A 13,703-nucleotide genomic window follows, 5' to 3' on the forward strand; every position below is an offset into this window, starting at 1 on the left:
ACGCAAACTACGCAAAGCTCGGACTCGGTCCGCGCACGACCACGACCACGATCACGATTCCGTTACGTTCCCTTGCGGGCGATCTCCTTTAATAACCGGTGCCAGCCGTCGAGGGATTCTTCGTATTGCGCCACGGTGCCGCCTTTTTCGGGATACCAGCGTTTGAAGCCGTAATCTTTGTGGGTAACGCCGAAAAATAAATCCTCATAAATTTTTTGGCCTTCGGGGCTCATTAAAAAATCGACGAACAGCAGCGCGGCGTGGGGTCGCGGCGCGTTCACATAAACCGCTGCGCCGCCGGCGCTCGCCACCACCAGGTCCAGCGGCACCCAGGCCACCGGCGCGCCGCGTCGGGCGGCGACGTTGGTGGCGCTGAAGAACTGACTCGGCGAGCCGTAGATTTCGCCGGCCGCGACGAGTTGGGTTAGGGCGCTGCCGGCCATCATGTGCATACGGATATTTTGTTCCTTCAGCCTTCTGACCCAGGCTAAGCCTTTGGTTTTGACCATTGCCCCGATAATGCGCGCGCCGGTGTCTTCGCCGGCGATCCCCAGGTTGTCACGCAGCGCGGGTTTCAACAGCCCTTCGAAATCTTTCGGCACGTCGGCGGCATTCAAATAACGCTTGTTGTAGCCGAAACCGACGTAGGATTCGCGCACGATGGTCCACATTACGGTGTTTTTGGCTGCCCGTTCTTTGGCATCCTCGGGAAACACCGCCAGGTGCGGCGAGGTATAAGGCAGCAACAACTGGCTCTCGCGAAAAGTCATCATGCCGCCGGGGGTGGTCTCGATGGCGTCGGCGATATGGCGGCGCGCTTTGGCTTCGGTCAGCAGCCGTTGCGCTAACGCGCTCGACCCGGTCCGGTAGGTATCTACGGTCACACCCTGATATTTCTTCTCGAAGGCGGCGGTGATCTGTTTGTTCTGATCGGTGGCCAGCGTGGTGTACCAGACCAGTTTGCCCTCGCGCTTGGCGCCGTCGAACAGGAGGCGCTCGCGGTCCGCGCCGCTGTAGGTAGCCAGCTCGCTCGATGTCATCGGTTTAGCGGTTTGGCTCCAAGCGGGGGCGGCAAAAATGGAGCAAACAAATAGAGTTAGGGCGATCGGGTTCATCGACACCTCGGGTTTTTGCTAAGCGCGATTCTCGCCCCGAGATTAGTGCAAAATATTCGCCGCGGCAATGCGCCGACAATTAAATTTCGCATTGCCATGAATCTTCCGGAGGCGCCGGCGTTCGCGCCCTGGGCCTTGCATTGGCGATATTTACTATGTTAGAAATTTATCTACACTTTAGGAGTTCCTACTCAAAGTGGGCTTTGCCCGCTTTTTTTGTTTCTGGGGTCGGTAGCGATCCGCGATCATGGACACGGCGATCGAAAAGGTTTGGCAAATGGCCGCGCCACTGGCGCTGAGCGAAGGATTGGAAGTCGTCGACATCGAACTGAAATCCGAAGGCGGCCGCGGTGGCCGGGTATTGCGTTTGTATCTCGACAAAGAGGGCGGCCCGAACATCGACGAATTGGGCCGGGTCAGCCGGGGGCTAAGCGATCTGTTGGACGAGCGCGATGTCGTCGACGGCAATTACACTTTGGAAGTCTCTTCACCGGGGATCAACCGCCCGCTGCGCCGGCCGGAACACTTCGAACGCTTTGTCGGTAAAAAGATCCGTGTACGCACGCGCGATATGATCAACGGCCGGAGAGCGTTTCTCGGCGAGTTGCTGGAAGTCTCGGCGGAAAGGATCGCCGTGGACCAAGACGGTGTGCGTTGGGATATTCCATTTACGCAGATAGAAAAATCCAATTATGAGCACGACTGGGGCGCCTAATATGCAGCAGGACTTAAATCGCGTCATCGAACAGGTAAGTAAAGAGAAGGGCATCGACAAAGCGATTCTCATCAGCGCTTTGGAAAACGCGATGATTTCGGCGGCCAAGAAAACCTTCGGCCATCAGCGCAAGATCGAAGCCCAGTACAATGCCGAGATCGGCGAAGTCGAGCTTTTCGAAGCCAAGACCGTCGTTGAGACCGTGCAGGATGCCGCCACCGAAATCACCCGCGACGAAGCGCGTGAGAATCTCGATCCCGATGCCGAAGTCGGCGACGAGCTCTTGTCCAAATTGGACTCGAGTCTGTTCGGCCGTATCGCGGCGCAAGCGGCCAAGCAGAACATCGTACAAAAGGTGCGCGACGCCGAGCGGGAAATCATTTACAACGAGTTCAAAGGCCGGGAAGGCCAATTGGTCAACGGTATCGTGCAGCGCTTCGAAAAGCGTAACCTGATCGTCAACCTCGGCCGCACCGATGCGATTCTGCCGGAAAAAGAGCAGGTGCCGCGGGAACGTTATCGCCAGGGCGATCGGATTCGCGCTTACATCGTCAGCGTCGAGATCACCAGCCGCGGTCCGCAGATCGTTTTGTCGCGCACCCATCCGGGCATGTTGATTCAATTATTCGCCCAGGAAGTGCCGGAGATCTACGAAGGCATCGTCGAAGTCAAAGGCGCGGCGCGGGAACCGGGTGGCCGGGCCAAGATCGCCGTGGTCTCCCATGACAGCGATGTCGATCCGGTGGGCGCGTGCGTCGGCATGAAGGGCACCCGGGTGCAGTCCGTGGTGCAGGAACTGCGCGGCGAAAAAATCGACATTGTGCACTGGATCGCCGATCAGGCGGAATATGTTTGCCGCGCTTTGGCGCCGGCCAAGGTTTCCAAAATCATCATCGATGACGAAGACCATACCATGCAAGTGGTCGTGCCGGACGATCAACAGTCCCTCGCGATTGGCAAAAAAGGCCAAAACGTCCGCCTCGCCTCGCGTCTGACCGGCTGGCGTATCGACGTTTGCAGCGAAGCGGAGGCCGAAGAAGAGACGCGTCAGGCGCGGCAATCGATCAATTCGATTCCCGGCATTGGCGATATCGCCGGTGAGCTGCTTTATCAAGAGGGTTTCAAATCGGCGGAAGATGTTGCCGACAGCGCCCTGGAAGAAATTATGGACGTCGAAGGCATCAGCAAAGAGAAAGCCGAAGCGCTGCATCAGTCGGCCAAACAGTATGTCGTCGAGAAGCGCGCTCAAGAAGCGGAGCTGGCGGCGCGCGCCGCCGAAGTGGCCGCTCTAGAGGCGGCGGCTGCAGCGGAAGCAGCGGCCGCGGTGGAGAGCGAATCGTAATCGAGACCACCGGTGCGATGGCGAAGCGTGGGTATCGGCCGCAACGCACTTGTTTGGGTTGCGGTGCCCGGGCGGATCAAGCGCAGATGATACGGCTCGCCGCGGCGGGACCGGATCAATTACGAGTCGAACGCCATCAAGGGCGGGGCGGCTATCTACACCGCGATGAGCGCTGTCAAAGAGCATTTGTCGGGCGCAAGGGAATGTACCGGGCGTTTCACGTTGAAGTGAACCGCGCGGCGAAAACAAAATTGATCGAAGAATTAACGGGTCGCGACGGGGAGTAAGACGAGATGGGAAAGACGAGAGTCCATCTACTAGCAAAAGACTTGGGGATCGCGACCAAAGATCTGATCGCCCAGCTTGAGAAGATGGGGATGCGTGGGCGCAAGTCTCAGAGCGCTCTGGAAGACGACGAAGTCGTGCGCATTCGCGCCGCCTACACCGCGTTGGAAAAGCCGCAAGTTCACGTCGGCGAGGAAAAGATTGTCGCCGATCGCATGGTCGTGGCCGAAGAAGAGGGGCAGCCCAGCATCGAATCCCATGAGACCGTTGTCGAACGGCGCGTGCGTGCCAACGTCATTCGCCGTCGCACCAGTCGAGTGGAAGTGGCCCCGAGCGAACCGCCGGCGGTTGCCGCGGAAGCGGCGCCAGAGCCGGTAATCGAAGCATCGCCGGTTGAAGTGGCGGCGGAAATTCCGCCGGCGCCGGTGCCAGCGATGGCCGAGATCACGGCCCAGCAAAGCGCGCCGGTGATTGAAGTCACCGCGCCGCTTGCGCCCGTCGAAGCCGAGACTCGCGCCCCGTCTATTCACGCGCCCGTCGTTGAAATCGCACCAGCGGCGCCCGTCGAAATTATTCCGGCCGTCGCGCCCGCACCGCCGCCTCGGGTAGTCGCGGAACCGGCGCCGACGATGCAGCAAGCCGTGCCGAAAGTTTCGCGCATTCTTGGCCGTATCGACCTTAAGCAAACCCAGCGTATCGAACCGGCGCCGACGCCGGTGCTACGCCGGCCGCCGCAAGCCGCTCGTCCAAGCGAAGCGCCGCGGCCGACCGATGGTTTGCCGCCGCCTGCGGGAGCCGGCGACAAGCCGAAAACCGGGCGCCATAAAAAGCGCGTGGTTAAAAAACACGATGTCTTGGAAACCCGTGAAAGCGAAGTGCGGGGCGGCCGGTTTCAGAAAAAGCGTCGGGCGCTTCCTGGCAAAGATGCCAGACGAACAGAGATCACGGTTCCCAAAGCGAGCAAGCGGGTCGTCAAGATTTCCGAAGTGATCACCGTGGGCGATTTGTCGCGCGAGATGGGCGTCAAAGCCGGCGACGTGATTAAAAAGCTCATGGGCATGGGCATGATGGCGACCATCAACCAAGTGCTTGATGCCGATACCGCGACTTTGATCGCTTCTGAATTCGATCACCAAGTGGAAAACGTCGCCTTCGACGCCGACAGCATGTTGGAAGTCGAACACCAGGCCGACGAACAGGAAGTCGCGCTGGTATCGCGCCCTCCGGTGGTGACGATCATGGGCCACGTCGATCACGGCAAGACTTCTTTGCTCGATGCCATTCGCAGCACCAACGTGACTGCTCATGAGCATGGCGGCATCACCCAACATATCGGCGCCTATCACGTCCAAGTCGACGGCCGCAGCGTCACCTTTCTCGATACTCCCGGTCACGAAGCGTTCACCGCCATGCGCGCCCGCGGCGCCAAGGTGACCGATATCGTCGTCTTGGTGGTTGCCGCCGATGACGGCGTCATGCCGCAGACGATCGAGGCGATCAATCACGCGCGCGCCGCCGAAGTTCCGATCATCGTCGCGGTCAACAAGATCGACCGGCCCGATGCCAATTTGGAAAAAGTCAAAAAGGGAATGTCCGAATACGGCTTAGCGGCGGAAGATTGGGGTGGCGACACGGTGTTCGCGCCGGTGTCGGCCAAGACCCATGAGGGGATTCCGCATTTACTAGAAATGCTCCAACTGCAAGCCGATATTTTAGAGCTCAAAGCCAATCCTGAAAAACTCGCGCGCGGCACCATCGTCGAAGCCAAGCTCGACCGCGGCCGCGGCCCGGTGGCGACTGTGCTGGTCCAGGAAGGCACGCTGCATGTCGGCGACGCCTTTGTCTGCGGCGTGTTTTACGGCAAGGTGCGCGCCATGATCGACGATCAAGGCCATAAGGTCGAGACCGCGCCGCCGTCGTTCCCGGTGGAAATTCTCGGTTTGCAGGGTGTGCCGCTGGCGGGCGATTCCTTTGTTGCCGTGGCCGATGAAGCCAAGGCGCGCCAAGTCGCCGAGTTCCGCCACAGCAAACAGCGCGAAACCGAATTGGTCAAGTCGAGCAAAGTTTCCCTTGACGAACTCTACAGCCAGATCAAAGCCGGCGACGTCAAGGAACTCCGAGTCGTGCTCAAGGCCGACGTGCAAGGTTCGGTCGAGGCGGTGTCCGACGCGCTCACGCGCATGTCGACCGGCGACGTCAAACTCAAAGTGCTGCACGGCTCGGTGGGCGGTATTACCGAAAGTGATATTTTACTCGCTGCGGCTTCCAACGCCATCGTCATCGGTTTCAACGTGCGGCCCGAATCCAAGGGCGCCGCGTTGGCGGCCAAAGAAGGCGTCGACGTGCGGCTCTACACGATCATTTACGAAGTGGTCGCCGATGTGCGCGCCGCCATGGAAGGTTTGTTGGAACCGACCTTCCGCGAGCAGGTTTTCGGCCGGGTGGAAATCCGCCAGATCTTCAACATCGCCGGCGTCGGCACCATCGCCGGCGGCTATGTCAGCGAAGGCAAGATCGCGCGCGGCAATCTGGTGCGCTTGCTGCGCGACCACGTGGTGGTGCACGAAGGCAAGCTCGCCAGTCTCAAGCGCTTCAAAGACGACGCCCGTGAAGTGGGCGCGGGTTATGAATGCGGTCTGTCGTTGGAAGGTTACCAAGATCTCAAGCAGGGCGACGTTCTCGAGAGCTACGAAAAGATTCCCGTCATTCGTCGAATCAACCCGAATCCGAATCCGACCCGCCCGGAAGCGCGCGCGTAATTCGGGCGCCGCGCCGGTCAGTTTCAATTTTCTCCATGGTCGTCGGTGTCCTCAAGCTCAACCTGGCGATTCCCGAAAATCATTCGCTCAAGGGCAAGCGCGGCGTCATCAAACGCATCCAGGCGCGGGCGGCCGAGCGTTTCAACGTTTCGGTGACCGAATGCGGCGACCAAGATCTGTGGCAGAGCACGGTGCTCGGCTTCGCCGTCTCCGGAACCAGCCGGCCGGTGATCGAAGCGACGCTCAATAAAATCGTCGACTTCGTCGACGGTTTGGGTTTAGCCGAAGTGGGCGATTCCGGTGTGGAGTTTTTTTACTGCTGAGTGACAGATAAATGGTATGGGCGCGATTGATCGCGCCCTCAGACATTCTTGGTACAATTCATGGAATATCAACGTTCGGAACGGGTCGGCGATTTGATCCTCGAAGTGATCGCCGAATTGCTGCGCAAAGAAATCAACGATCCGCGCGTGCGCGGCGTGACCTTGACCGGGGTGAAAGTCAGCAAAGACTTGCGCCACGCGCGGGTCTATTTCAATTTGCTCGGCGGCCAGGAAGATCGCACCGCGGTGTTGGCGGGACTGAAGAGTGCGACCGGTTTCATTCGCGCCAAAGTCAGCAAGCAGCTCAAGCTGCGCTACGTGCCGGAGTTCGAATTTACCTACGACGAAAGCGAAGACTCGGCCCAGCGCATCGATGAATTATTGAAACAGGTGAAAAACTAGGAAACTGATTTCACCACGAAGGCACGAAGAGCACGAAGTTCGGAGTTGAAAGTTCCGAAACCTTCGTGTCCTTCGTGGTGAATAGATATTTGGCCTTGCTAGAATTTTCTAATTGTCTCCAAACAACTTTCTTCTATGTTAACCACGCAAAGCGGTGTGCTGCTCATCGACAAACCCATCGGGCCGTCTTCGGCTCAGGTCGTCCATCGGGTCAAAACTATTATCGGCGCGAAGAAAGTCGGCCATCTCGGCACCCTCGATCCGTTCGCTTCCGGTTTGCTTCTGCTGGGCGTCAACGAAGGCACCAAGATCGCCGATATTTTTTTGAGCGGCGCAAAGCGCTACGTCGGCGTAATGGTGTTGGGCATCGAAACCGATACCCAGGACGGCACCGGCAAGGTTATTCAGACGCGCGACGTGGCGCCGGTGAGCGCGGCGCAGTTGGCGCGCTTGGAAAGCAAATTTACCGGCGCGCTCAAACAGATCCCGCCGATGTTTTCCGCGCTCAAGAAAGACGGCGTGCGTTTGTATGAGTTGGCGCGCCAGGGCAAGGAGATCGCGCGCGAGGCGCGCGATATTCGCATCGATGCCTTGACGCTGCGCCAGCTGAGCGACAGCGAGATCGAGCTCGACGTCACCTGTTCGCGCGGCACCTACGTGCGCACCTTGGCCGCCGACATGGGCCATGAACTGGGCTGCGGCGGGCATTTGAAAACGCTCCGGCGCATGGCCTGCGATCATCTTCAACTGGAGCGCGCGCTGACGCCGGATCATTTGGCTGAAGCGTGCGCCGTCGGCCCGGCCCCCTTGGTGAGTCTGCGTTCGGCATTGAGCCACCTGCCGGCGATAGTTTGGCAAAGCCGGTTGTTGTCGCGCTTACGCATGGGACAGCAAGACGTACTGGCCGAGCTCGGCCAGCCGCGGGCCGGCGAAAAGCTGTTGGCGATTCTCGATCCGCGCAACGCCTTGGCGGCGCTAGTCGAATGGAGTACGGAAGATGTCGCGGCGGGCCGCTGGCGGCTCGAGCGGCTGTTCAAAGAGTAGCCGGGCGCTCCTATCGGTGCTCAGGTTTATTTTTCGACATTGCCACGAAAAAAATACCGCGAGCGATGTCGCGGGCGAATATCTCTAAACGACCATGCGACGAGCCGGCAAAATTTTGTTGACCGCGCTGATGAGCGCGATCGTTAGCGTGAACGTCGTCGCCTTCATGCAGGCGCGGGCGATGACGCATTTTGCCGATGGCGGTTCGCGCACCGCGGCGCCGGAGCAGTTATCGGCGTTGGAGAAATTTTCCGTTCTGCTGACCGGCGTGAATATTCCCCGGCCGAAAAATAATCGAACGCCGTCTTCCTGGGCGTCTGATTTTGAAACTTATCGTATTCAAAATCCTGACGGTGCGACGCTGGAAGCTTGGTACGTGGCAGGTGGTAAGGATCGACCGATCGTCACCTTGTTCCACGGTTTCGCGGTGAGTAAGGCCGCATTGCTGCCCGCAGCGCAAGTATTTCACGAACTCGGTTATGGCGTACTACTGGTGGATTTTTACGGCTCCGGCGGTTCTACTGGCAGCGGCACGACAATCGGCGTGAAAGAAGCGGACGATGTCGTCGCGACGCTCGCGTACGCCCGGCGTACTTGGCCGGAGCGCAAGATCGTGCTCTACGGCATCTCCATGGGCGGCGCGGCGCTGCTGCGCGCCATCGCCGTCAACGGCGCGCGCCCCGAGGCAATCATCGTCGAAGCGACCTTCGATCGCTTGCGCCACACCAGCCAGAACCGTTTTCGCGTCATGGGCGTGCCGCTGGCGCCGTTGGCGGACCTTTTGCTGTTTTGGGGCAGCGTGCAGCAAGGAATTAACTTTTTCGCGCATAATCCGGCGCAGTACGCGCGCGCGGTCAAATCGCCGGCGCTGATTTTGCACGGCGAAGAGGATCAGCGCGCCACTTTGGCGCAAGGCCGGGCGGTGGCGACGGCGATGGGAGCGCACGGCCACTTCATTTCCTTTGCCGGCGTGCGCCATATGCCGATCGTCGAAGCCCGGCCCGAGCAATGGCGCGCGGCGGTGCGGCAATTTCTCGCATCGCTTCGCTGATCGATGGCGTGCTGTCAAATATATTCTCACCACCAAGGACAGGAAGTGCACGAAGTAGGGGCGCCGCATGCTGCGCCATTACACGAACCCTTCGTGTCCTTCGTGATCTTCGTGGTGAGATCAGACTTTCTCATGGAACGTGAACACTTAGGAGCACCGGACTGGAAGCGGCACAAACTTCAGTTTGATCCGCCAGCCAATCGGCGCTATTAGTCAAAAACTGCCGGTTTAGAATTGCCTCACCGTGGAATCGCGCATCAACTATCTGCTTCTCTCTACCGCACTTCTGGGAACATTTTTTCCGGCACGGCGACGCGCATCGTCAGCATCTCCATGCCCACCGTGGCGGCGAGTTTGGGCACCGATCTGCTCGGCATCTCTTGGGCGCTGCTTTCCTATCAGCTTTCGAATATCGGCCTGTCGGTGGTCTTCGGCCGCATCTCGGACATCTGGGGACGAGAGAAAATGTTCGCCCTCGGTTTTTTTGTCTTCGCGATTAGCTCGCTACTGTGCGGTATTTCTCAGACTGTCTTGCAGCTAATTCTCGCGCGCTTCGTTCAAGGCGTCGGCGGCGCCATGTTGCAGTCGTCGAGCCGGGCGCTGGCGGCGGAGTCGGTGAGCGAAGATCTGGCAGGCCGCGCCCAGGGATTTATGACCACGGCCCATCATGTCGGTTTCATTCTCGGTCCCGGCATCGGCGGCGTGATGATCGATTATTTCAGTTGGCGCTGGAGTTTTTATTTGCTGGTGCCGGTGGGATTGGCCGGCACGGCGCTGGCGCTGGTGAACATGAGACGGCGCCGCACCGGGACGGCGCGGCATGTCGAGTCGACCGATTATCTCGGCGCGGCTTTGTTGTTCGCCATCACCAGCACGTTGGTATTTCTCTTCGACCGGCGCACGGGGCAGGCGCTGGGCGGAGCTCTGAAAATATTTCTTGCCTTAGTGTTCTGCGCCAGTCTGGCGGCGTTCTTGTATCACGAGTCGCGCACGGCGAGTCCCTTCGTCAATTTGCAGCTATTCAAAATCCGCCGCTTCAGTTTCAGCGTGTTAAGCTTGCTGATCGTCGCCATCTGTTATTCGCTCACCGGATTTCTCCTGCCCTTTTACTTGCAAGATGTGTTGCATTTGTCGCCCACCAAGATCGGTATTCTATTCATGGCGCCATCGATATTGACCGTCGCCTTGGCGCCCTTGAGCGGTTACTTGTCCGATCGTCTCGGGCCGCGCATTCCAGCCACCGTCGGAGTTGCGTTCATGGTGGTGTCCCTGGCGATGGGTAATTTGTTGCGCGTCGATTCGCATTGGTCCATGGCCGCGCTGCTGGTTATCGTCGGCGCCGCCACCAACGGTATTTTTAATCCCGCTAATTCAACCGCAATGATCGCCATGATGCCGAAAGAGCACCGCGGCTTCGCCTCGGCGATGAACCACGTGACTTTCGGCTTCGGCAGCGTTTTCGGCATCGCCCTGGGCGGTTTGTCGATGTCGCTGGCATTAGAACATTTCACCGGCGTGCCGGGGGCGACGCTAACGACGGACAATCCCGCCGGTTTTGTCAGCGCGCTCAACACGACTTTTCTCGCCGCCATCGGCTTGACCTTGATCGCGCTGTTTACTTCGGCGGCGCGCGGCGATCGTTGATGTGCTACCGGCGCGGGGCGAATTTCTTTGACCTTGATTCTCGCTCTTGGTACAAGCGATGGACGTTGAGTTTAGCAAAGGAGTAAAGTCGTTGACTACCAAATTGCTGCGACTGCTGATTCTAACTTGGTTGCTGGCTGCGCCAACCGGCGGAAGTGCGCAAACCCTCAAGGCCGGCTACATTTCCAAAGACCTCAACTATCTGCCGTTCTTCATCGCCCAGAAAAAAGGTTTCCATGCTAAAGAGGGCATCACCGTCGATTTGGTGAGCATCGGGCGCAGCGATATTCAGCTCCAAGCGTTGGTCGCCGGTGAGCTGCACTTTGCCAATATCAATGCCGACAATATAATCATTTGGAACGAGCGCACCAACGGCAATCTCAAAGTCGCCGCCGGTTCGAGCAACGCCGCGCCGTATTTGCTGATCGGCGCGAAATACATCAAACGGATCGAAGATCTCAAAGGGCAGCGGCTGGGCGTCAACAGTCTGTCGGGCGGAGCGACGTCGATCTTGCTCACGTATTTAAAAAGCAAAGGACTGATCCACCCGCGCGACTTTTCCATGTCGGTGATCGCCGGCGGTACGCCGGCGCGCTTGAGCGCGCTGGAGAGCGGCGCGGTGGCGGGCGCCGTGCTAGTGCTGCCGTTTTCCGATATTGCCGTCGACAAAGGATTCACCAAGCTGGGCGACACCACCGAGATCATCTCCGAATACCAATTCAACAACATCAACATCAATCCCGCCTGGGCTGAGAGAAACCGTCCGGCGGTGGTGAAATTTATCAAGGCGCATATTCAATCGCTGCGCTGGCTGCACGAACATCCGGCCGAAGCGGTGGATTTTCTCAGCAAGGAATTCGGCCTGGCGCCGCAGTACGGTCGGCGCGGCATCGATTATTACACCAAGAATAAAGTCTATCTGATTAACGGCGATGTGACGCTGGCTGGGCTAAAAGTGAATATCGAAGTGCAGGTGCAAGACGGCATCATCAAGGGCGCCGTGCCGGCGCCGGAAAAATATATCGACTTGAGCTATCTCAGACAGGTGCAGAAAGAGTTGGGCTTGTGACGCCGAGACGAACAAAGGTAGGGGCGCGATTCATCGCGCCCTCGGTTTGAAGAATGAATTAGCCGCAAAGAACGCAAAAGGCGCAAAACAAATTCCGGCGTAGGGGCAACCCCCGTGGTTGCCCTTCCGATGCTTTGTCCGTTACCGCAGTCCAGCGAAAACTGTCTTCATGCTGCGACGTTGTTGCTTAACAAGTTTTATTTATTTCATCTGCCTGTGGCTGAGCGCTGGCGTGGCGCCGAAGCTATTACAAGCGGCGGCGATCAACGGACCACGGATGATCAAAGACATTTCCTATCCCGGCGCGGTGGCGGGGGACCGTCGCCGCAGTCTCGATCTTTATCTGCCGGCCGATAGCGCCAAGAAACCGCCGCTGTTGGCGTTCGTGCATGGCGGTTTTTGGTTGCTCACCGATGACGACTATCGGATCGGCGTGTACATCGCCGAAGCTTTGACGCGCGAAGGGATCGCCGTCGCTTTGATCCGTTATCGCTTGGCGCCGGCCGCGGCTCATCCGGCGCAAACCGAGGATGTCGCGGCGGCGGTGGCGCTGTTGATGCGCGAGGCGGGGCGCTACGGTTACGATTCGAGCCGGATTTTTCTCGCCGGTCATTCCGCCGGCGGCCATCTCGCGACCTTGGTCGCCCTCGATGCGAGTTATCTCGGCAAACATAATCTCAATCCGAAGTCCCTGGCCGGTGTGGTCTCCTTCAGCGGTCTTTACGATCTGGCGCCGAAATGGAAGGTGACCGACAATCAGATAAGCGCCACGGTGAAAACTTTCGGCACGGATGGCAATACTCTCAAGCGCGCTTCGCCGGTGACTCATGTGCGGGCCGACGCGCCGCCATTGTTGTTGCTTAACGCGCAGAATGATTTTCCCGGTTTCGCCATCGATTCAAGAAATTTTCATGAAGCGTTACGCCGGGCCGGGCATAAGTTCGTCGAACGTTGGTTGGCGCCGGAGCGCGATCACTTCACCCTGATGCGCTTGGACGAAGCGGACAACGAGGCGCGTATGCTGCTGCTGGATTTTGTCAAAGCCGCGCCGTTGGTGCCGGAATTTAAAATCCTGGTCGACGCCAGGCGGCGTTGGCGCGATCCGCCGTTTTCGACCCAGCCGTTTTGGCGCCATGAAAAACTAGTTCGCGCTTATCCGGTCGATCAGCGCTTCGTCGATCGGGTCGGCGTGGTTTACAGCACTCTCGGTTATGAACTCAAGGAATGGCCGCTGAAAAACTTTCACGCCATCGGTTTGTCCGACTATCTCAATTCTATTCCGGCGGAGAAAATCGGCCGCGGCGATTATCTGGTGACGACCAACATTCGCGGCGAGAAACAGTTCTGGCTGCGCGCTCAGATCGAAGCCTACAAGCCGGTGATCGTGGTCGGCCTCGACGACGAGAAGAATATGTTCAAGCTTGGCGTGTTTTATCGGGCGCTGCGCGAATATTCCTGGAAAAGCGCCGTGCCGCCGCCGATGATGGCGCGGCCCTTGGGCGCGTTCCTGCACTTCCTCAACGAGCCGCCCCAGGAATTTGGGCTGCAGGCGGCGCAGTTCGGCCTGACCGAAGATAGTTTTCGCTTAGTTGCCAACGATCCTTTGGCGCGGTTCAAGGATCTGCGCAAAGATCTCTATGAAACCGTTACCGTGCGCAACGGCTGCGTCTATTGCAACGGCCTGCGCGGCACCAACGTGCGCAGCCATCACATCGTCGCCGGTACCGGCACGGCCTACGGCGGCGAGGCGTTGGCGCTAGAATCCTATCCGCCGGAAGTTTGGCGCGCTTTTATCTTCGATCAAATCAACGTCGCGAAAAAAATCGGCGCGTCACCGAACGTCGTCGCCGAATCGGTGCGCCAAGAGCTTTTCGAGTTGGTGAATCAATCGCGCCGGTCGATGGAAAAGAAGTAGCGGCGAGAGTTACAGTCCTGAAAGCTATTTCCGACAGCC

The 13,703-nt window shown here is 58.7% G+C and carries 12 protein-coding genes; 11 read left to right on the top strand and 1 reads right to left on the bottom strand.

Annotated features, from left to right (window positions below; genetic code table 11):
- Positions 1–62: 62 nt before the first annotated feature.
- Positions 63–1,115: an extracellular solute-binding protein gene (locus EXR70_01015; protein ID MSP37055.1), complete on the bottom strand. Its 1,053-nt coding sequence runs from the start codon at positions 1,113–1,115 to the stop codon at positions 63–65.
- Positions 1,116–1,362: 247 nt separating this feature from the next.
- Between EXR70_01015 and EXR70_01020 the strand changes: the two genes are divergently transcribed.
- From EXR70_01020 to EXR70_01070, 11 genes are all read left to right on the top strand, one after another.
- Positions 1,363–1,830, top strand: coding sequence for a ribosome maturation factor RimP (locus EXR70_01020; protein MSP37056.1), 468 nt, complete (start codon positions 1,363–1,365; stop codon positions 1,828–1,830).
- A gap of 1 nt (position 1,831) precedes the next feature.
- Positions 1,832–3,172 carry a transcription termination/antitermination protein NusA gene (gene nusA, locus EXR70_01025; protein ID MSP37057.1) on the top strand — a complete coding sequence of 447 codons (1,341 nt, stop codon included), beginning with the start codon at positions 1,832–1,834 and terminating at the stop codon, positions 3,170–3,172.
- Between the two features lie 17 nt (positions 3,173–3,189).
- Complete coding sequence (locus EXR70_01030) at positions 3,190–3,459, top strand: DUF448 domain-containing protein (protein MSP37058.1); 270 nt, start codon at positions 3,190–3,192, stop codon at positions 3,457–3,459.
- Between the two features lie 6 nt (positions 3,460–3,465).
- A complete protein-coding gene (locus EXR70_01035; GenBank protein ID MSP37059.1) occupies positions 3,466–6,216 on the top strand; it encodes a translation initiation factor IF-2 in 2,751 nt (916 codons plus the stop codon).
- Positions 6,217–6,251: 35 nt separating this feature from the next.
- A complete protein-coding gene (locus EXR70_01040; protein ID MSP37060.1) occupies positions 6,252–6,539 on the top strand; it encodes a DUF503 domain-containing protein in 288 nt (95 codons plus the stop codon).
- 60 nt (positions 6,540–6,599) lie between these two features.
- Positions 6,600–6,941 carry a 30S ribosome-binding factor RbfA gene (gene rbfA, locus EXR70_01045; GenBank protein MSP37061.1) on the top strand — a complete coding sequence of 114 codons (342 nt, stop codon included), beginning with the start codon at positions 6,600–6,602 and terminating at the stop codon, positions 6,939–6,941.
- A gap of 135 nt (positions 6,942–7,076) precedes the next feature.
- Positions 7,077–7,985, top strand: a complete 909-nt coding sequence (gene truB / locus EXR70_01050) for a tRNA pseudouridine(55) synthase TruB (GenBank protein ID MSP37062.1) — start codon at positions 7,077–7,079, stop codon at positions 7,983–7,985.
- Between the two features lie 94 nt (positions 7,986–8,079).
- Positions 8,080–9,036 carry an alpha/beta fold hydrolase gene (locus EXR70_01055; GenBank protein MSP37063.1) on the top strand — a complete coding sequence of 319 codons (957 nt, stop codon included), beginning with the start codon at positions 8,080–8,082 and terminating at the stop codon, positions 9,034–9,036.
- A 234-nt stretch (positions 9,037–9,270) separates the two neighbouring features.
- Positions 9,271–10,680, top strand: coding sequence for an MFS transporter (locus EXR70_01060; GenBank protein ID MSP37064.1), 1,410 nt, complete (start codon positions 9,271–9,273; stop codon positions 10,678–10,680).
- Between the two features lie 58 nt (positions 10,681–10,738).
- The gene (locus EXR70_01065; protein MSP37065.1) at positions 10,739–11,749 is read left to right on the top strand and encodes an ABC transporter substrate-binding protein; all 1,011 of its coding nucleotides are present in this window, start codon (positions 10,739–10,741) and stop codon (positions 11,747–11,749) included.
- 169 nt (positions 11,750–11,918) lie between these two features.
- Positions 11,919–13,664 (top strand): alpha/beta hydrolase, encoded by a 1,746-nt coding sequence (locus EXR70_01070; GenBank protein MSP37066.1) that lies wholly within the window; start codon positions 11,919–11,921, stop codon positions 13,662–13,664.
- Positions 13,665–13,703 lie beyond the last annotated feature (39 nt).

The sequence above is a fragment of the Deltaproteobacteria bacterium genome (assembly GCA_009692615.1).
Taxonomy (GTDB): domain Bacteria; phylum Desulfobacterota; class Binatia; order UBA9968; family UBA9968; genus DP-20.